The sequence below is a fragment of the Tabrizicola sp. TH137 genome, from assembly GCF_002855575.1.
Taxonomy (GTDB): domain Bacteria; phylum Pseudomonadota; class Alphaproteobacteria; order Rhodobacterales; family Rhodobacteraceae; genus Paragemmobacter.
Genome location: NZ_PKRQ01000003.1, coordinates 1 through 18,788, shown reverse-complemented (window position 1 = coordinate 18,788; position 18,788 = coordinate 1). Strand labels below are relative to the sequence as shown.

The window sequence follows — 18,788 nt, the reverse complement described above, 5'->3', positions numbered from 1 at the left end:
GATAAGCGCGCATCCCGGCGAGGCGCGAGTCTGGCCGGGTTCACATTTTCATGACGCCCGTGAGGGCGCGCTGTCCGAGGCGGGGAAACCCCGGAACGCCCAGAAATGGGGGCCACAGGGCGCGGAGCAAGGAAGAGGAAGACCCATGTTCGCGGTCCTGAAGACCGGTGGCAAGCAGTACAAGGTGCAGGCGGGTGACGTTCTGCGCGTGGAAAAGCTGGCCGCCAATGCTGGTGACAAGATCCAGTTCAACGAGGTCCTGATGGTGGGTGGCGACACCGTGACCGTCGGCGCGCCGACCGTGAAGGGCGCGGGCGTCGTGGCGGAAGTCATCGACCAGATCAAGGGCGAGAAGACGATCCACTACGTCAAGCGCCGCCGCAAGCACAGCTCGCAGCGCACCAAGGGGCACCGTCAGCAGCTCACGCTGGTCCGCGTGACCGAAGTGCTGGCCTCGGGCGCCGAGAAGTCGGGCGTTGCTGCCGCGACCGGCACCGCCGATGCGCGCCGCGCCGCCCATAACGCCGAAGCCGCCCCCGTGGCCGCCGAGGCCCCTGCGAAACCGAAGCGCGCCAAGAAGGCCGCGGAAGCCGTTGCGGAATAAGGAGTAACACCCCATGGCACATAAAAAGGCAGGCGGTTCTTCCCGCAACGGGCGCGACAGCGCCGGTCGTCGTCTGGGCGTGAAGCTCTATGGCGGTCAGGCCGCCATCCCGGGCAATATCATCGTCCGCCAGCGCGGCACGACCTTCTTCCCGGGCCAGGGCGTCGGCATGGGCACGGATCATACGATCTTTGCCGTGACCGAGGGCAAGGTGTCCTTCAAGAAAGGCCTCAAGGGCCGCACCTTCATTTCGGTCCTCCCGGTTGCGGAGGCAGCCGAGTAAGCCGAACCTTTACATTCGGAATGTAGATGGGGGATCGGCTGAAAGGCCGGTCCCCTTCGCTTTTTCCGGCCTGCGGGCCGGTGGGGCGGGCGGAGGAGAGAGAAACAGGCCGGGACGGGGGCGGGGCCTTCGTCACGGAAAAGCCGGAAGCCGGGCTCATTTCCCGGCCTTTCGTGCCGTAACACTTGAACGGGGCCGAAGTGCCCCCGACATGCGCTTCGGATGGAGGGAAGCCATGATGCTGGACAAGATCGCTGCGCTGCCGGATGGCGCGATTGCTGCCGGGCGGTTCATCCTGCGGCCGGTGCGCAAATCGGATGCGGGTCTCTTCGCGATGTATGCGGGGGATCGGCGCGTGGCCGAGGCGACGCGGTCCATTCCGCATCCGCTGCCACCCGGCGCGGCGGAGGCTTTCGTCACGCGCGCCATGCAGGCGGGCGGGGATGAGGATGTCTGGGTCATGGATGGCGCGGCCTCGGGCCTTGCCGAAGTGCTGGGCGTGATCAGCCTGAAGCGGATGGACGAGACGAAGTATGATCGCGGCCAGTCCGAGATCGGCTATTGGGTGGCGCCCGCCTTCTGGAACACCGGCTTCGCGTCGGAGGCCGTGCGCGCCCTGATCGCGGCCAATCCGCAGGGCAGCCGGACGATCTTTGCCGAGGTGTTTCAGGACAATGCGGGATCGGCGCGGGTGCTGACCAATGCCGGGTTCCAGTATCTGGGCGATGCCGAGACGTTTTCGGTCGCGCGCAATGCGCGCGTGCCGACCTGGACCTATATCCGCAAGCTGGATTGAGGCTTGGGGGGCGGTGCAGCCCCCCCTTCCTACGCCCGCCGCGTGGCGCCTCTGGCGGGCGGGGTTGTGAGTATTTGGGCCAAGATGAAGGGGCGTTCGGTGCGGAGGCTTGAGCCTTTGGCCTTTGTCCACTATCGCCTTGGTGCAATGTCGCCGCGGGCGGCCCTGATGAAAGCCTGATGAGATGAAATTCCTTGACCTTGCCAAAGTCTATATCCGCTCGGGCGGCGGCGGGGCGGGCTGCGTGTCGTTCCGGCGCGAGAAGTTCGTGGAATTCGGCGGGCCTGACGGGGGCGATGGCGGCAATGGCGGGTCGGTCTGGGCCGAGGCTGTCGAGGGGCTGAACACGCTGATCGACTTCCGCTATCAGCAGCATTTCTTTGCCAAGAACGGCCAGCCGGGCATGGGAAGCCAGCGGACGGGGAAATCGGGCGAGGATATCATCCTGAAGGTGCCTGTGGGGACCGAGGTCATCGACGAGGATGAGGAGACGGTGATCGCGGACCTTGTCACCGTGGGGCAGCGGGTGCTGCTGGCCAAGGGGGGCAATGGCGGCTTCGGGAACCTGCATTTCAAGACATCGACCAACCGCGCGCCGGGGCGGGCCAATCCGGGGCAGGAGGGGGTGGAGCGGACCATCTGGCTGCGGCTGAAGCTGATTGCCGATGCCGGGCTGGTGGGGCTGCCCAATGCGGGGAAATCGACCTTCCTTGCCGCCGTGTCCAATGCCCGCCCGAAGATCGCGGGTTACCCCTTTACCACGCTGATCCCGAACCTCGGGGTGGTGGGCGTGGACGGGCGGGAATTCGTGATGGCGGATATTCCGGGGCTGATCGAGGGGGCCTCTGAAGGGCGGGGGCTGGGGATGCAGTTCCTTGCCCATGTGGAACGCTGCAAGGTGCTGCTGCATCTGGTGGATGGGACGTCATCCACCATCACCAAGGATTACCGGACCATCGTGCATGAGCTTGAGGCCTATTCCGAGGTGCTGGGGGACAAGCCGCGCATCCTTGCGCTGAACAAATGCGATGCTTTGGACGCCAAGACGATCACCACGCGGCGCAAGGCGCTGGAGAAGGCGTCGGGCGGGAAGGTGCATGTGATTTCGGGCGCGGCGGGGATGGGGTTGCAGGATGTGCTGCGCGCCATCTATGCCGAGATTCAGGGGGCGGAGCCGGAGAAGGAGACGGGGCCGTGGCAGCCGTGAGCGGGGCGCGCGCGGCCGTGCCGGATGTGCGCGCGGCGAAGCGGATCGTGGTGAAGATCGGGTCGGCCCTGCTGGTGGACCGGGCGACGGGGCTGCGGCAGGGCTGGCTGTCGGCGCTGGCGATGGATGTGGCCGAGGCGAAGGTGCGCGGCGCGGATGTGGTGCTCGTGTCGTCGGGGTCCATTGCGCTGGGGCGCAAGGTGCTGGGCCTGCCGGCGGGGGAGTTGACGCTGGAGCAATCGCAGGCCGCCGCGGCGGTGGGGCAGATCCGGCTGGCGCGGGCCTATGAGGAGGTGCTGGCGCCGCATGGGATCACCACGGCGCAGGTTCTGGTGACGCTGGAGGATACGGAGGATCGGCGGCGCTATCTGAATTCCCGCGCGACGATGGAGACGCTTCTGGGTCTGGGCGTGGTGCCCATCGTGAACGAGAATGACACGGTGGCGACGGATGAGATCCGGTTTGGTGACAATGACCGGCTGGCGGCTCAGATCGCGGTGACGGTGGGGGCGGATCAGTTGATCCTGCTGTCGGATGTGGACGGGTTCTATTCGGCCAATCCGAAGGAAGACTCGGCGGCGGTGCGGTTCGAGGTGGTGGAGACGATCACGCCGGAGATCGAGGCGATGGCGGGCGATCCCATTTCGGGCCTGTCCAAGGGCGGCATGAAGACCAAGCTGATGGCGGCCAAGACGGCGGTGGCCGGTGGCTGTGCCATGGCGATCATGGAAGGGTCGGTGCTGCGGCCGCTGAAGGCGCTGGCCGAGGGCGCGGCGCGGACATGGTTCGTGCCGGGGGCGGACCCGCAACTGGCGCGGAAACGCTGGATCAACGCGATGAAGCCGAGGGGCGAGGTCGTTGTGGATGCGGGGGCGGTGACGGCGCTGGGGGCGGGCAAGTCGCTGCTGCCTGCGGGTGTGCGGGCGGTGAAGGGGACCTTCGGGCGGGGCGAGCCGGTGGCGATCCTTGGACCCGACGGCGCAGTGCTGGGCAAAGGGCTGATCCGCTATACGGCGGCGGAGGCGAAGGCGATTGCTGGGCACAAGTCCGGGGAGATCGAGGGAATATTGGGTTATGCCGGGCGGGCGGCGCTGATCCATCGGGATGATATGGTGGTCTGAGGAGGCCGGTGGCGGACCGGGGGCCAGCCCCCGGACCCCCGGAGTGTTTCAGCCAAGATGAAGGGGCTTTGAGCATGGACGGCAGTTTCGCGGACATGATGGCCGGGATCGGGGCGGCGGCGCGGGCGGCGGCGGCGGAACTGGCCTATGCGGCGCCGGAGGCCAAGCGGGCGGCGCTGGAGACGGCGGCGGAGGCTGTCTGGGCGCGGCGGGATGAGATCATCGCGGCCAATGCGCGGGACATGGAATTCGGGCTGGCCAAGGGCCTGTCGCCCGCCATGCTGGACCGGTTGAAGCTGGACGAGGGGCGGATTGCCGGGATCGTCGAGGGGTTGCGGGCGGTGGCGGCGCAGAAGGACCCGGTGGGCGAGGTCATCGCGGAATGGGATCGGCCCACGGGGCTGCATATCCAGCGGGTGCGCACGCCTTTGGGGGTGGTGGGGGTGATCTATGAGAGCCGCCCCAATGTGACGGCGGATGCAGGCGCCCTCTGCCTGAAGGCGGGGAATGCGGTGATCCTGCGGGGGGGATCGGAGAGTTTCCATTCCTCTGGCGCGATCCATGGCTGCATGGTGGAGGGGCTGCGGGCGGCGGGTTTGCCGGAGGCGGCGATTCAACTGGTGCCGACGCGGGACCGGGGGATGGTGGAGGCCATGCTGCGGGCGGTGGAGTGGATCGACGTGATCGTGCCGCGCGGGGGCAAGGGGCTTGTGGGGCTGGTGCAGCGCGAGGCGCGGGTGCCGGTCTTTGCCCATCTGGAGGGCATCTGCCATGTCTATGCCGATGGCGATGCCGATCTTGCGAAGGCGCGGGCGGTGGTGGTGAACGCCAAGACCCGGCGGACGGGGATTTGCGGCGCGGCGGAATGCCTGCTGATCGACCGGGCCTTCTGGGAGAAGCATGGTGGCGTGCTGGTGACGGACCTGCTGGAGCGGGGGGTTGAAGTGCGGGCGGAGGGCGATCTGCTCACGATCCCCGGCACGGTGCAGGCGCGGCCGGAGGATTTCGGCTGCGAATTCCTGGACATGATCATCGCGGCGCGGATCGTGGAGGGGGTGGACGGGGCGATTGCGCATATCCGCCGTTACGGCAGCCAGCATACCGAAAGCATCCTGACCGAGAATGACGCTACGGCTGCGCGGTTCTTCCAGCGGCTGGACAGCGCGATATTGATGCGCAACGCCTCGACCCAGTTCGCGGATGGGGGCGAGTTCGGGATGGGGGCGGAGATTGGCATTGCCACCGGCAAGCTGCATGCGCGCGGGCCGGTGGGGGCGGAGCAGTTGACCAGCTTCAAATATCTGGTGACCGGGGACGGGACGATCAGAAGCTGAGGCGGAGCCATCCCGGCCCCGGTTCAAGATCGGGGCGGCGGCCGAGGGCGGCGATGGCGGCGGCGGCGAGGGGGAAATGCACCTCGGACGGGTCGAGCGGATCGCCCCCGGCGGCGTCGGGGGTCAGGAGGCGGGACCAGAGCCCATCATCGTGGCGCAGGCGCGGGGAGGTGAGGGTGACGGACCAGCCGACCTCGTCGCGCAGGGCGCGGAGGTGGCCGTTGCTGCGGAGCGCGGTTTCGGCGCAGAGCAGGCAGAGGAAGGCGGCCTTCACCTCGATCCGGGCGAGGGTGGCGGGGCTGGCCCAGTCGATGGCGAGGCGGCCCGAAGGGTGGAGATCGGCGAGGATCGACTGCACCTCGGCGCGGGAGAGGGTCTGGTCGGGGCGGGCGATGCCGAAGGCCACGCGGAAGAAGCGGATGCGGGCGTTGAGGGTGGCGACGCTTTGCGCGATCAGCGCGACCTCGTCGGAGGTGCCGGAACCGGACAGCGTGAGCAGTTCCACCCCGTTGCCGATGGCGCCGATCGGACCGATAAGATCATGGCAGAGACGGGAGCCGAGCAGGGCGGTGAGATCGGGCTGGGGAAACATGGAACACTCCGGCACTGGGAAAGGACTTGGGGATGCATGAACTTCTGGAACCGGGCATGTTCGTGCGCCATCCCGGAGAGCCGGATTGGGGGCTGGGGCAGGTGCAATCGAACATCGGCGGTCGGGTCACGGTGAATTTCGAGCATCAGGGCAAGGTGGTGATCGACGCCCGCCGGGTGGACCTGACGGTGGTCTTCGATCCCGGCAGATGATGGACCGTCGCGCGGCTTTTGCAATCCCCGGTCAGGATGCCGCGCGGGGCTGTTGCGGACGTTGCAATGCGCCGGGGCACTGCGTACATCCTCGGCAGGAGGACGGAGGGTGGCAGGGTGCCGGAAGACAGGATGATTTCCGAGGAATCCGTCTATGCGCTGCGTCTGGCGCGGGATGCGGCCGACCTGCGGGCGGCGCAGCGGCTGCGCTATATCGTCTTCGTCGAGGAACTGGGGGCGGATGGGCCGCTGGTGGACCATGCGGCGCGGCTGGAGCGGGATGATTTCGACGAGGTTTTCGATCATCTGCTGCTGATCGACACGCGGCGCGATCCTGCGGCGCTGGACCATGTGGTGGGGGTCTATCGGCTTCTGCCCTCGGACCGGCTGGCGGCGGGCGGGCGGTTCTATTCGGAAGGGGAATATGACCTGACGCCCCTGCGCGAGAGCGGGCGGAAGCTTCTGGAACTAGGGCGGTCCTGTGTGCATCCTGACCATCGCGGCGGGACGGGGATGTTCCATCTGTGGAATGCGCTGGCCGATTACGTGCTGGAGCGGGGGATCGAGGTGCTGTTCGGGGTGGCGAGCTTCCACGGCACGGATATCGGGCGGCTGACGCCGTCGCTGGCCTATCTGCACCATCACCATCTGGCGCCGCCGGGGCTGCGCGTGGTGGCGCGGGGGGCGGGGTATCAGCGGATGGACCTGCTGCCGGCTGAGGCGCTGGATCGCAAGGACGCGATGACGGCGACCCCGGCGCTGATCAAGGCCTATCTGCGGCTGGGCGGGTTCGTGGGCGAGGGGGCTTTCATCGACCGGGCGTTCAACACCACGGATGTCTGTCTGGTGATGGATACGGCGCGGATGTCCGAGCGGCATCGCGGCTATTACACGCGGGGCAGGGTGTGAGGGGTCGGGATTGAGCTCTGCCGCAGAGGATGACGGCTGGAAAGACGCCCGGATGGCGGTGCCGGCGATCACCCCGGCGGGGTGGTTGCGGGTGCTGTGGCGGGGCGGGCTGCTGGGTGGGGTGACCTATGGCTGTCTGGTGATCCTGCTGTTGCTGCGGCTGATGGAGCGGCCCCTGTTCGGGGTGCAGCGGCCCTGGACGCCCCATATCACGCAATTCGTCTGCAAGGCGGCCTTCGTCATCCTGCGGTTGCCTTTGGTGGTGCGGGGGCAGGTGATGCGGCAGCGCGGCGCGGTGGTGGCCAACCATGCGTCATGGCTGGATATCTTTGCGCTGAATGCGGCGCAGCGGGGGTATTTCGTCGCGAAGTCGGAGGTGGAGCGCTGGGCCGCGATCGGCTGGCTGGCGCGGGCGACGGGGACGGTGTTCATCGCCCGCAAGGGGAGCGAGGCGAAGAAGCAGCAGCAGATTTTCGAGGATCGGCTGCGGGCGGGGCATCACCTGATGTTCTTCCCGGAAGGCACGAGCACGGATGCGGTGCGGGTGTTGCCGTTCAAGTCCACGCTCTTTGCCGCCTTCTGGTCGCATGGGCTGGAAGAGGTGATGTGGGTGCAGCCCGTGACGCTGGCCTATCGCGCGCCGGAAGGGTGCGATCCGCGTTTCTATGGCTGGTGGGGGGATATGGAATTCGCGGGCCATCTGCTGATGGTGCTGGCGCAGAAGCGGCAGGGGCGGGTGGAGGTGGTGTTCCATGACCCCGTGCCGGTGGATGCCTTTCCCGACCGCAAGGCGCTGGCTGCGCATTGCGAGGCGGAGGTGAGGAAGGGGCTGGAGGGGCGGTTGTAGGAGGTGTTGCGCGCGTTCGGGGGGGGGGGCGGGGTGAACCCCGCCCTACGGGGTGTGCGGAGGGGGCGGGGTGAACCCCGCCCTACGGGGGGCTTTCATTTGGCGCTGGCCAGGCTTGGTGTTTGGGCAGGAGTCAGGGGAGGGGAGGCACTTGTAGGGCGGGGGTCTCCCCGCCGTCATCCCAAGGGGGCGAGCAGGGTCTTGAGTGCCGCGGCCGGGTTGTCCTTGGACCAGATTTCTTCACCGACGGCGAAGAAATCGGTGACGGGGGCGAATTTTTCCACCAGTTCCGCCGTCAGTGCGCCTTCGGCGACGACGGGAACCTCGATCACCTCGGACCACCATTCGAATAGGTCCCAGTCGGCGCGGGAGCCATCGCCCAGGGGCGTGGCACCGATGGGGCCGAAGCAGATGTAATCGGCCCCGGCCTCGCCCGCCGACATGCCTTCGTGCCGGGTGGTGCCGCAATGGGCGCCGATGATGGCATCGGGCAGGTCCTTCCTGACCTTGCGGACAGAGCGCGCGCCATCGGTGAGATGGACGCCGTCGAGGCCGAGGCGTTCCACCAGAAGGACATGGCGTTCGATGACCACGGCCACGTCGCGGGCATGGGCGGTGAGGCGGATGGCATCGGCGGCGCGCAGGATGCGGTCTTCGTCGCGGGTCGCAAGGGCGATGCGGAGGCAGGCGATTTCGGTGGCGTCCAGCACGGCGGCCAACTGGTCGGGGTAGGTGTCGAGGTCCAGCTCGGGCGGGGTGATGAGGTAGATCTGCGGGCGGTCTTGGTCGGCCATAGGGCGCTCCGGCATGGGTTTGGGGGGGAATAGCGCAGATTTCCGGGGAAGGCGAGGGTGGCTTGGGCTTGTCCGCGGGGGGAGGGGCGCGTATCTGGCGCGGGTGAGAGATGCCCGGAGGCCGCCCAAGTGACCGAGACGATCCCGCCCTGTTTCATCCTTGTCCGCCCGCAGATGGGCGAGAATATCGGGGCGGCGGCGCGGGCCATGCTGAATTTCGGGCTGGAGCGGATGCGGATCGTGGACCCGCGCGACGGCTGGCCCAATCCGAAGGCGGTGGCGATGGCATCGGGTGCGGGGCGGGTGCTGGATCTGGCAGGGATATTCCCCGACATCCCCACGGCGATTGCCGATTGCGATTTCGTCTTTGCCACCACGGCGCGGGGGCGGGAACTGGTGAAGCCTGTGGTGACGCCCGAACGCGCGATGGAGATGACGCGGGCGATGGTTGCGGAAGGCAAGCGCGTGGGGGTGCTGTTCGGCCCCGAGCGCGCAGGGCTGGAGAACGAGGATATCGTGCCGGCCAATGCCATCGTGACGGTGCCGGTGAACCCGGATTTCCCCTCGCTCAACCTCGCGCAATGCGCGTTGCTCTTGGGCTATGAATGGCGGCGGCAGATGGGCGAGGTGCCGCCCGAGGTGATGGGTCTGGCGCGGACCGATTTCGCCAGCCGGGTGGAGGTGGAGCGGCTGTCGGACCATTTCGAAGAGCGGCTGGAGGCGGCGGGCTTCTTCTATCCGCCGGAGAAGGCGCCGCATATGAAGCTGAACATGCGCAACATGTTCGCGCGGCTCGGGCTGACGCGGGCCGAGGTGCAGACCTTCCACGGGATGCTGCGGCAGATCGCCTACAAGCTGCGCAAGCAGGGGGAGTGAGGCGCGGGTGGAGAGCGTCGGACCGGGGGCCAGCCCCCGTCGCCACTGGGCTAGAACCCGTGGCGCCGCAGTGGCGACCCCGGAGTATTTTTCGCCAAGATGAAGCCGGGGACGAGAAGAGAGGCGCAGTTCGCCGCAGCCCCTTGAAGGGGGCGGGGGGTGGGCATACCCTCCGCGCCGAATGAGGGAGACGGCGAGATGGCAGGCAAGCGCAGCATCTTTGAAGAGGTGGGGCAGGGGGTGGCATCCGCCCCGCCGCCGCAGGGGGGCATGATCGCCGCCAAGGCGCAGGGGGCGCGGCGGGGTATCAGGCTGTGGCTGATCTCTCTTTTCCTGCTGGTGGCGACGATGATCGCCGTGGGCGGCATGACGCGGCTGACGGATTCGGGGCTGTCCATCGTGGAATGGCGGCCGGTGACCGGGGCGATCCCGCCGCTGGATCAGGCGACCTGGGAGGCGGAGTTCGAGAAGTATCGCGCCATCCCGGAATATCAGTTGCAGAACAAGGGGATGAGCCTTGAGGAGTTCAAGGTCATCTATTGGTGGGAATGGGGCCATCGGCAGATGGGCCGGGTGATCGGGCTGGTCTGGGCGGTGGGTTTCCTGGGCTTTCTGGTCGCGCGGCAGATCCCGCCGGGCTGGACCGGGCGGCTGCTGGGGCTGGGCGTGCTGGGGGGCCTTCAGGGGGCAATCGGCTGGTGGATGGTGTCTTCGGGCCTGACGGGGACGATGCTGGATGTGAAATCCTATCGTCTGGCGACGCATCTGGGCCTGGCCTTCGTCATCCTTGGCCTGATTGCCTGGTATGTCTTCCTGCTGGGGCGGTCTGAGGCGGAGTTGATGCAGGCGCGGCGGGGGCGGGAGGCGAAGCTTTTCTCCATGTCCACGGGCCTGATGCATTTTGCCTTCCTGCAAATCCTGCTGGGGGCGCTGGTGGCGGGGATTGATGCGGGGCGGGCCTTCCCGACCTGGCCCTTGATGAACGGGCAGTTCTTCCCGGCGGATGCCTTCTATGTGCCGGACGGGGCCGGGGGGAGCCTGCCGGTCTGGCATGCTTTCTTTGAAAATCCGGGGCTTGTGCAGTTCATGCACCGGATGAGCGGCTATCTTCTGTTCGTCTTTGCGGTGGTTGTCTGGCTGCGGGGGCGGAAGTCGGCGCATGGGGCGACGCGGGCGGCGTTTCATGGCGTGATGGCGATGATGGTGGCGCAGATGGTGCTGGGCGTGGCGGCGGTGCTGACGGCGGCGCACGTGCATGTGGCGATCACCCATCAGATCGGGGCGGTGATCCTGTGGGTGCTGATCCTGCGGGCGCGGCATCTGGCGGGCTATCCCGTTGCGGGATCCATCCGGGAGGGGACGGCATGACGGCCTATGACGATCTGATGGCGTTCCAGCGCGAGACCGAGGCGCTGGCGCAGGTGGCGGGGCGGCTGGGCTGGGACCAGGAGACGGTGATGCCGCGCGGCGCGGCGGAGCAGCGGTCGGAGGAGATGGCCGCGATGGAGGGGGTGTTGCATGCGCGGCGCACCGATCCGCGGATTGCCGACTGGCTGGCGGCGGCGGTGCCTGCGGATGCGGTGGCAGCGGCGCAAATCCGTTTGATTGCGCGGAGTTATGCGCGGGCGACGAAGGTGCCGGCGCGGCTGGCGCAGGAGATCGCGCGGGTGACGTCCATGGCGCAGGGCATCTGGGCCGAGGCGCGGGCGCGGGAGGATGTGCCGGGGTTTCTGCCGGTGCTGGCGGAGGTGATCCGCCTGCGGCAGGAAGAGGGTGCCGCCCTTGCGCAGGGGGGCGATGCTTACGATGCGCTGATTGACGATTACGAACCGGGCGCGACGGCGGAAAGCATCGGCGCGATGTTCGACCGGATGCGGCCCCGGCTGGTGGCGCTGCGCGGGAAGGTTCTGGGGGCCGAGCGGCAACCCGTTGGTATATCAGGGAATTTCTGCGCAGAGGCGCAGATGCGCTTTGCCCGCGATCTGGCCACGGCCTTTGGCTATGACTGGGAGCGAGGGCGGCTGGATCTGGCGGTGCATCCGTTTTCGTCGGGGTCGGGCAATGATGCGCGGATCACGACGCGGGTGGCGGAGACGGACCCGTTCAACTGTTTCTACTCGACCATCCATGAGGTGGGTCATGCCTGCTATGAGCTTGGCATAGATCAGGATTATCGCCTGACGCCGTTGGGATCGGGCGTTTCTATGGGTGTGCATGAGAGCCAGAGCCGCATCTATGAAAACCAGCTTGGCCGCAGCCGGGCCTTTACCGGCTGGATGTTCGGGCAGATGCGGGAGCGGTTCGGGGAATTCGGGATCACGTCGGCAGACGATTTCCACGCGGCGGTGAACCGGGTGCAGCCGGGCTTCATCCGGACCGAGGCCGATGAGGTGCATTACAACCTGCATGTGATGATGCGTTTCGATCTGGAGCGGGCGCTGATCCGGGGCGACCTGGCGGTGGGTGATCTGGAGGCGGCGTGGAACGACCGGTTCGCCGCCGATTTCGGGGTGGCGGTGGATCGGCCGTCGCATGGGATGTTGCAGGATGTGCATTGGTCGGCGGGACTGTTCGGATATTTTCCGACCTATAGCCTGGGCAATGTTTATGCGGGCTGCCTGCACCGCGCGCTGCGTGCCGACATTCCCGATCTTGACGCGCATCTGGCGCGGGGCGACGCCGCGCCGGCGACCGGGTGGTTGCGGGAAAAACTCCAGCGCCACGGGGGGTTGCGGGAACCGCGGGCGACGATCGCCGCGGCCTGCGGCTTTGAGCCGACGGAGGGGCCGCTCCTGGACTATATCGAAGAGAAGTTCGCGGCGATCTACGATCTGTGAGCAGGGATGGCGCTGTGGCGGTGCCGCAGGCTGTGCCGCATTCTGTGCCGCAAACTGTGGCCACGCGCGGCGGGGTAACGCGCTGGCAAGGACTCTTCCGGCGCGGATGGGCCGAATGGCCCATCCTACGCGGCATGGCGGGTAGGATGGGCGGTTTCGCCCATCCTCGGCCTCAGGCCCAGTCGGGTTTGCGCTTTTCCAGAAAGGCGCGGATGCCTTCATCGGTGTCGCGCCAGAGCATGTTTTCCACCATCGCGGCCCCGGTGAGGGCATAGGCCTGATCCAGCGGCAGGCCCATCTGATCGTAGAAGCTGCGCTTGCCGATCTTCACGGCGGCGGTGAGCTTGGCCGAGAGCGTCTCGGCCAGGGCGCGCGTCGTGGCGGAAAGGTCGGCTGCGGGGGCGGTGCGGTTCACCAGCCCCACCTCGCGGGCGCGGGGGGCGGGGAGGAATTCGCCCGTGGTGAGCATCTCGAAGGCCACGGCGGGGGGAACCTTGCGGGTGAGCGCCACCATGGGGGTGGAGCAGAAGAGGCCGATATTCACCCCGTTCACGCCGAAGCGGGCATCTTCGGCGGCGACGACCATGTCGCAGGAGGCGGCAAGCTGGCAACCGGCGGCGGTGGCGATGCCATGGACCTGGGCGATGACGGGCTGGGGCAGGAGGGGGAGGCGCTGCATCATGGCGGCGCAATCCTCGAAGAGCTGGCGGAAGAAGGCGGCGCCGCGGTCGGGTGTTTCGCGGGCGGCCTGCATTTCCTTCAGGTCATGGCCGGCGCAGAAGGCGCGGCCCGCCCCGCGCAGGATGACGACGCGGGTGGCGCGGTCGGCGGCGAGGCGGTCCAGTTCCGCTGTCAGCCGGGCGAGCATCGCGACGGAGAGGGCGTTCAGGCTGTGGGGGGAATTGAGGGTGATCGTGGCGATGCCGCCTGCATCTTCGCGCTGGATCAGATCATCGGTCATTGCATCCCCCCTTTGGCTTTGCCAGACGATAGGGGCAGGAACGGGAAGAGGGAAGCGCATGGACCTGAAGATGGACCGCGAGGCCTTGACGGCCTTCCTCATCCGGGATTTCGGGCAGGTGGCGGCGGATTTCGCGGTGGACCGGGCCGATGCGGGCGGCGTGACGCTGCGGTTGAAGGTGGCGGAGCGGCATCTGCGGCCGGGGGGGACGGTGTCGGGGCCGTCGATGTTCGGGCTGGCGGATGTGGCGCTGTATCTGGCGATCCTGAGCCGGTTGGGACCCGTGGCGCTGGCCGTGACGACGAATGCGAGCATGGATTTCATGCGCAAGCCCGCGGCGGGGCGGGATGTGCGGGCGGAGGCGCGGCTTTTGAAGCTGGGCCGGGTGCTGGCGGTGGGGGATGCGCTGCTGTTTTCCGAAGGGATGGCGGAGCCGGTGGCGCGGGCCTCGATGACCTATTCGATACCGCCGGGGGGCGGGGCGGGGTGACGGGGGAGGGCGCTGCGGCGGCGGCCTGCTGTCGCAACGGGATCATGTCCTGTCGGCGGGCGGCGGACCGCTGGCCGATCCGGGAGCATAGACTGGCCGGGGGCGGGCCGGGATCGTTGGCGGCCCGGACGGTCGGGAGAGGGCGGAGCGTGCGATGAACATCACCTTTCTCGCCTCGGCGGTCGTGCTGCTGACGGGTATCTTCTGGGGCGTCTATTGGGTGCCGGTGCGGGCGCTGGCCGATCTGGGGCTGGACGGGGCCTGGGGCACGGGGGCGATCACCCTTGCGGCGGCGCTGTTCCTGTTGCCCTTCGTCATCGCGGACAAGGGCGCGTTGCGCGGCAGGAATGCGCTGGGGATCGTGTCGATCATGTTCGGGGGGGCGGCCTTCGCCCTGTATTCCATCGGCTTTCTTTACGGCAAGGTCGCGCTGGTGGTGCTTTTGTGGTTCTTCAGCCCGGTCTGGAGCGTGCTGATCGCGCGCTATCTGCTGCGGTTGCAGGTGCCGCGGCTGCGGCTGGTGGCCATCGCGGTGGGGTTGCTGGGACTGTTCATCATGCTGGGCGGGGATGGCGGGCTGCCGGTTCCGTCGAACCTGGGCGAGTGGATGGCCTTCATCGGCGGGCTGATCTGGGCCTTTGCCACGGCGGGGATGCGGCTGAAATCCGATGTGACGCCGCTGCCTTCGGCCTTTCTCTTTGCCTTCGGCGCGACGGTGACTTCGCTTCTGCTGGCGCCGCTGCTGGAGCCCTTGCCGGAGATCGCGCGCGGCGACCTGGCCAGCATTGCGGGCCATGTCCTGTTCACGGGCGGGCTGTGGTGGGTGTTGTCGATTGCCGCGCTGATGTGGGCGACGGTGCGGCTTGATCCGGCGCGGGTGGGCATCCTGCTGATGACGGAGGTGGTCTTTGGCGCGGTGACGGCGGCGATCTTCGCGGGCGAGAGCCTGTCGGGGAGCGAGATGGTCGGGGGGGCGCTGGTGATCCTGTGCGGCCTGCTGGAGGTCTGGCCCGCGAAGGAGGGCGGGGGGAGGGCCGCGGCCTGATCCCAAAGGGTGCAGTCCTGCGGGAGGGGTGCGGCCGACAGCAAAACGACCCCGCAGGGGGGCCGCTGTCGGAGGCGATTGTGCGAGACCTGCGCCGGGATCAGGATTTCGGGCGGGTGAAGCGGCCTTCGATCTGGGCGCCGGATTCGATGACGAGGGAGGTGTAGTTCACATCCGCCTCTACCTGCGCGGTGGCGCGGAGGGTGAAGGCCTGGGTGGAGACGCGACCGTCAAGCTTGCCCTTCACCTCGACCGTTTCGGCGCTGACCGTGCCTTTGACCGCGCCTTCGCCGCCGATGAGCAGATTGCGCGCCGAGAGGGTGCCGTCGATATCGCCGAACACTTCGACCGCGCCGGAGGAGGTGATTTCGCCAGTGATCCGCAGATCGGAGGCGAGGACGGATTTCCCGGCATTGGTTGCCGCGCCGGAGGCGGGGCTGCGCGCGGGGGCGGGCTGCGGGGCGATCGGGTCTGTCTTGCTGAACATGCGGTCCTCCGGGCGATGGGTCGATAAGGGGGGAAGCGGGGGCGGAGGTCAAGAGGGTCGGGTCGGGCGGGGGGAAGGGGCGGGGAAATCGGCAGGGCGGGGAAGGGGGATGTCGGTTCCGGACCTGACAAGCCGGCGCGGGGGCGATTGGATGGGGGTGGGAATCACGTCCGGGGAAGGGGTCGCCATGGCGGAGCAGGGGTTTTTCACGCCGGTCTCGGGCTTTGACCTGCCGCGATTCGCGGGGATCCCCACCTTCATGCGGTTGCCGCATGTGGGCCTGGACGATCCGCGTCTGGCCGAGGTGCAGATCGGGCTGATCGGGGCGCCCTGGGATGGCGGGACGACGAACCGCCCCGGCCCCCGCCATGGGCCGCGGCAGTTGCGCGACCTGTCCACCATGATCCGGGCGCAGAACGGGGCGACCTGGGTGGCGCCCTTCGAATTGGCGCGCTGTGCCGATCTGGGGGATGTGCCGCCCAATCCGGGGGACCTGATGGATTCGCTGGCGCGGATGGAGGCCTTCTATGACCGGGTGGCGGCGGCGGGGGTGTTGCCGCTGACCGGGGGCGGGGATCATCTCTGCACCCTGCCGATCCTGCGGGCGGTGGCCAAGGCGCGGCCTGTGGGGATGATCCAGTTCGACAGCCATACCGACCTGAACGACGTCTATTTCGGGACTGGGCGCTATACCCATGGCACGCCCTTCCGCCGGGCGGTGGAGGAGGGGCTTCTGGACCCGAAGCGCTATGTGCTGATCGGCATTCGCGGCACGGCCTATGGGCGGGAGGATTGGGATTTCGCAGAGGCCAACGGCATCCGCATCATCCCCATCGGCGAATTCCACCGCCGGGGGGTGGAGGATGTGATGGCCGAGGCGCGCGAGATTGTGGGGGCGGGGCCCACTTACGTGACCTATGACATTGATTTCGTCGATCCGACCTTCGCGCCGGGGACGGGGACGCCGGAGGTGGGCGGGCCGAATTCATGGGCTGCGCTGGAGGTGGTGCGGGGTCTGCGGGGTGTCGATGTGGTGGGGGCGGACCTTGTGGAGGTGAGCCCGCCTTTCGATCCGTCGGGGGGGACGGCCTGGCTGGGGATTTCGCTGATGTTCGAACTGCTCTGCGTGATGGCGGAGCGGGTGGCGGCGCGGGGCTGAGCGTGTCTGGCGGGAGATGGGGGGCCTTGCCCCCCGCGCCGCCTTCGGCGACGCTCCCCCCAGAGTATTTTTGACCAAGATGAAGATGGGGGCAGGGATGGACGTTGATCTGATCGTGAAGAATGCACGGGTCATCACGATGGATGCCGGGCGGCCTTTCGCAGAAGCCGTGGCGGTGCGGGCGGGCCGGATCGCGGCGGTGGGCGGCGCGGAAGTGGCGGCGCTGGCGGGGCCCCGGACGCGGGTGGTGGATGCGGGGGGGCGGACGCTGCTGCCGGGTTTCGTGGAGAGCCATCTGCATCTGGTGCTGGGCGGGGCGGAGCTGGTGCAGTTGCAGATCGGCGGCGTCATGGGTTTTGACGCGCTGAAGGCGGCGTTTCTGGGCTATGCGGCGCAGAACCCCGACCGCGCGCTGCTGATGGCGCAGGGGGCGGCCTATGAGATTTTGGGCGCGCCGGTGACGCGGCATGATCTGGACCGGGTGATCGCGGACCGGCCCATCGCGATGATGGCGCCGGATCATCATACGGTCTGGGCCAATACGCTGGCCTTGCAGAAGGCGGGGCTCTTGCACGGGGCGCAGATGCCGCATGGGCATGAGGTGGTGATGGCGCCGGATGGCACGGCCACGGGCGAGCTGCGGGAATTCGAGGCCTTCGGTCCTGTGCTGGCGCTGGGGGGCGAGGCGCATCTGCAACTGGGCATCGCCACGGGGGGCGAGCCGGAGCCCTGGCCGGATGCGGCGACCTTTGCCGCCGATCTGGAGAAGGTGGTGGCGGGGCTGGCGCATTGCGCGGCGCATGGGATCACCACGATGGTGAACATGGACGGCAACCGCTATACCTGCGCGTTGCTGGCCGCGCTGGAGGAACAGGGGCGGCTGACGGCGCGGGTGCGCGTGCCCTTCCACATGAAACCGCATATGGAGATGTCGGAACTGGACCGGGCCAGCGCCATGGCGGCGGAATTCGATGGCGATTGGGTGCGGTCGGGTTTCGTGAAGATGTTCATGGATGGCGTGGTGGACAGCCGGACGGCCTATATGCTCAACGACTATCCCGGTCACCCGGGGCATCGGGCCGATCCGCTGTTTCCGCCGGAGCGGTTCAATGCCATCTGCACCGAGATCGACCGGCGGGGATTGCAGATCGCCGTCCATGCCATCGGCGATGCGGCGGTGCGCCAGACCATCGACGGCTATGAGGCGGCGGGGCGGGCCAACGGATTGCGCGACATGCGCCACCGGATCGAACATATCGAGCTGATCGACCGGGCGGATGTGCCGCGTCTGGGGTCGCTGGGGATTACGGCAAGCGTGCAACCGCCCCATCCGCCGGGGGCGATGGACTTCCCGATGTCCACGATGGACACGGTCTTTGACCGCGCAAGGTGGCGCGACGCCTATCTGTGGAAGACGCTGAAGGATCACGGCGCGCCGGTGGCCTATGCCAGCGACTGGCCGGTGACGGATGTCTCGGTGCTGCGGGGGATACAGGCGGCGCTGACGCGCGTGCCTTATGACGGGGCAGGGGATGAGCGGCTGAACCTGATGGAGACGCTGCATGCCTATACGGCGGGGGGCGCCTGGGCCGGGCATTGGGACGATGTGACAGGCACGCTGCGGGTGGGGATGGCGGCGGATATGGTGCTGCTGGACGGCGATATCGAGGCGACGGCGGCAGAGAGCATCGGCGGGATGGGAATCGCGCTGACCGTGGCGGGGGGACGGGTGACCCATGCAGGGCCGGGTTTCGCCTGAATCGCGGGCATCCGCGCGATAACCTGTGGATGAATCAGGAGGTGCATTCCGGCTGACTCGGGCCGGATTCGCGCTCACCGGCAACCTGGAGGCGAAATCATCGGGGCAGGCGGGGAAGGGGCCAAGCGAAAAAGCGCCCCGGCCCCCGTCCAAACCCCAAGTTTTCTTGGGTTGCCGAAAAAATCGTCATCTTCCCGTCATTTTCCTCTTGCGGCCCCCCGGCGAGATACGTAGATAACCGCTCACCGAAGACGACGCGGCGCCGAAAGACGGTGCGACGGGGACGGAAGTTGCGGCAGAAGCCGCAGCGAAAAAACTCTGGAGGCAAGGCGGGAAGCGACGCTGGTAGCAGCGTGCGGCTTGTTTTGTGTCTGGAACGCTCTTTGACATTGCTGTTTTTATGAAGGGATATGTGGGCGGTTTGGGCGCATCGGCGTCTGGATTGTTTGCATATCGGCCTACTAGGGGAGACCCG

20 protein-coding genes are annotated in these 18,788 nt (G+C 67.7%); 16 read left to right on the top strand and 4 right to left on the bottom strand.

The features are described 5' to 3' along the window. Window positions 1–145: 145 nt before the first annotated feature. From rplU to C0V75_RS10000, 6 genes are all read left to right on the top strand, one after another. Window positions 146–604: a 50S ribosomal protein L21 gene (rplU, locus tag C0V75_RS10025; protein WP_101920819.1), complete on the top strand. Its 459-nt coding sequence runs from the start codon at window positions 146–148 to the stop codon at window positions 602–604. A 13-nt stretch (window positions 605–617) separates the two neighbouring features. After that, the gene (rpmA, locus tag C0V75_RS10020; RefSeq protein WP_101920818.1) at window positions 618–887 is read left to right on the top strand and encodes a 50S ribosomal protein L27; all 270 of its coding nucleotides are present in this window, start codon (window positions 618–620) and stop codon (window positions 885–887) included. A gap of 235 nt (window positions 888–1,122) precedes the next feature. Next, window positions 1,123–1,683, top strand: a complete 561-nt coding sequence (locus tag C0V75_RS10015; protein WP_101920817.1) for a GNAT family N-acetyltransferase — start codon at window positions 1,123–1,125, stop codon at window positions 1,681–1,683. Between the two features lie 184 nt (window positions 1,684–1,867). Beyond that, on the top strand, window positions 1,868–2,890 hold the full coding sequence (obgE, locus tag C0V75_RS10010) for a GTPase ObgE (RefSeq protein ID WP_101920816.1): 1,023 nt from the start codon (window positions 1,868–1,870) through the stop codon (window positions 2,888–2,890). Between the two features lie 17 nt (window positions 2,891–2,907). Further along, a complete protein-coding gene (gene proB / locus C0V75_RS10005; protein WP_101921265.1) occupies window positions 2,908–4,011 on the top strand; it encodes a glutamate 5-kinase in 1,104 nt (367 codons plus the stop codon). A gap of 74 nt (window positions 4,012–4,085) precedes the next feature. After that, the gene (locus C0V75_RS10000) at window positions 4,086–5,345 is read left to right on the top strand and encodes a glutamate-5-semialdehyde dehydrogenase (protein WP_101920815.1); all 1,260 of its coding nucleotides are present in this window, start codon (window positions 4,086–4,088) and stop codon (window positions 5,343–5,345) included. Here C0V75_RS10000 and C0V75_RS09995 read toward each other — a convergent pair. Beyond that, window positions 5,335–5,937 carry a histidine phosphotransferase family protein gene (locus C0V75_RS09995; protein ID WP_101920814.1) on the bottom strand — a complete coding sequence of 201 codons (603 nt, stop codon included), beginning with the start codon at window positions 5,935–5,937 and terminating at the stop codon, window positions 5,335–5,337. The genes C0V75_RS10000 and C0V75_RS09995 overlap by 11 nt on opposite strands. A gap of 32 nt (window positions 5,938–5,969) precedes the next feature. Here C0V75_RS09995 and C0V75_RS09990 point away from each other — a divergent pair, with 32 nt between their 5' ends. The 3 genes from C0V75_RS09990 to C0V75_RS09980 all read left to right on the top strand — a co-directional run bounded on the left by C0V75_RS09990 (window position 5,970) and on the right by C0V75_RS09980 (window position 7,905). Continuing rightward, the gene (locus C0V75_RS09990) at window positions 5,970–6,149 is read left to right on the top strand and encodes a DUF3553 domain-containing protein (RefSeq protein WP_101920813.1); all 180 of its coding nucleotides are present in this window, start codon (window positions 5,970–5,972) and stop codon (window positions 6,147–6,149) included. 132 nt (window positions 6,150–6,281) lie between these two features. Then, window positions 6,282–7,058 (top strand): GNAT family N-acetyltransferase, encoded by a 777-nt coding sequence (locus C0V75_RS09985; protein WP_101920812.1) that lies wholly within the window; start codon window positions 6,282–6,284, stop codon window positions 7,056–7,058. A gap of 52 nt (window positions 7,059–7,110) precedes the next feature. Then, window positions 7,111–7,905 (top strand): 1-acyl-sn-glycerol-3-phosphate acyltransferase, encoded by a 795-nt coding sequence (locus C0V75_RS09980; protein WP_101920811.1) that lies wholly within the window; start codon window positions 7,111–7,113, stop codon window positions 7,903–7,905. Window positions 7,906–8,081: 176 nt separating this feature from the next. Here C0V75_RS09980 and C0V75_RS09975 read toward each other — a convergent pair whose 3' ends face one another. After that, complete coding sequence (locus tag C0V75_RS09975; RefSeq protein ID WP_101920810.1) at window positions 8,082–8,699, bottom strand: thiamine phosphate synthase; 618 nt, start codon at window positions 8,697–8,699, stop codon at window positions 8,082–8,084. A 174-nt stretch (window positions 8,700–8,873) separates the two neighbouring features. Between C0V75_RS09975 and C0V75_RS09970 the strand changes: the two genes are divergently transcribed. The 3 genes from C0V75_RS09970 to C0V75_RS09960 all read left to right on the top strand — a co-directional run bounded on the left by C0V75_RS09970 (window position 8,874) and on the right by C0V75_RS09960 (window position 12,412). Then, complete coding sequence (locus C0V75_RS09970) at window positions 8,874–9,575, top strand: RNA methyltransferase (RefSeq protein ID WP_101921264.1); 702 nt, start codon at window positions 8,874–8,876, stop codon at window positions 9,573–9,575. A 198-nt stretch (window positions 9,576–9,773) separates the two neighbouring features. Further along, window positions 9,774–10,943 carry a heme A synthase gene (ctaA, locus tag C0V75_RS09965; protein ID WP_101920809.1) on the top strand — a complete coding sequence of 390 codons (1,170 nt, stop codon included), beginning with the start codon at window positions 9,774–9,776 and terminating at the stop codon, window positions 10,941–10,943. Further along, complete coding sequence (locus C0V75_RS09960) at window positions 10,940–12,412, top strand: carboxypeptidase M32 (protein WP_101920808.1); 1,473 nt, start codon at window positions 10,940–10,942, stop codon at window positions 12,410–12,412. The genes ctaA and C0V75_RS09960 overlap by 4 nt, the downstream gene beginning before the upstream one ends. A gap of 172 nt (window positions 12,413–12,584) precedes the next feature. Here the strand turns inward: C0V75_RS09960 and C0V75_RS09955 are convergent, their stop codons facing one another. After that, window positions 12,585–13,373: an enoyl-CoA hydratase gene (locus C0V75_RS09955; RefSeq protein WP_101920807.1), complete on the bottom strand. Its 789-nt coding sequence runs from the start codon at window positions 13,371–13,373 to the stop codon at window positions 12,585–12,587. Window positions 13,374–13,431: 58 nt separating this feature from the next. Between C0V75_RS09955 and C0V75_RS09950 the strand changes: the two genes are divergently transcribed. Next, on the top strand, window positions 13,432–13,863 hold the full coding sequence (locus tag C0V75_RS09950) for a PaaI family thioesterase (RefSeq protein WP_101920806.1): 432 nt from the start codon (window positions 13,432–13,434) through the stop codon (window positions 13,861–13,863). Between the two features lie 154 nt (window positions 13,864–14,017). Then, the gene (locus C0V75_RS09945; RefSeq protein WP_101920805.1) at window positions 14,018–14,908 is read left to right on the top strand and encodes a DMT family transporter; all 891 of its coding nucleotides are present in this window, start codon (window positions 14,018–14,020) and stop codon (window positions 14,906–14,908) included. A gap of 100 nt (window positions 14,909–15,008) precedes the next feature. On the opposite strand, the gene C0V75_RS09940 is transcribed toward C0V75_RS09945, so the two are convergent. Further along, a complete protein-coding gene (locus tag C0V75_RS09940) occupies window positions 15,009–15,395 on the bottom strand; it encodes a polymer-forming cytoskeletal protein (protein ID WP_101920804.1) in 387 nt (128 codons plus the stop codon). A gap of 187 nt (window positions 15,396–15,582) precedes the next feature. Here C0V75_RS09940 and C0V75_RS09935 point away from each other — a divergent pair, with 187 nt between their 5' ends. Next, a complete protein-coding gene (locus C0V75_RS09935) occupies window positions 15,583–16,554 on the top strand; it encodes an agmatinase (protein WP_101921263.1) in 972 nt (323 codons plus the stop codon). A 97-nt stretch (window positions 16,555–16,651) separates the two neighbouring features. Further along, window positions 16,652–18,313 carry an amidohydrolase gene (locus tag C0V75_RS09930; protein WP_101921262.1) on the top strand — a complete coding sequence of 554 codons (1,662 nt, stop codon included), beginning with the start codon at window positions 16,652–16,654 and terminating at the stop codon, window positions 18,311–18,313. Window positions 18,314–18,788 lie beyond the last annotated feature (475 nt).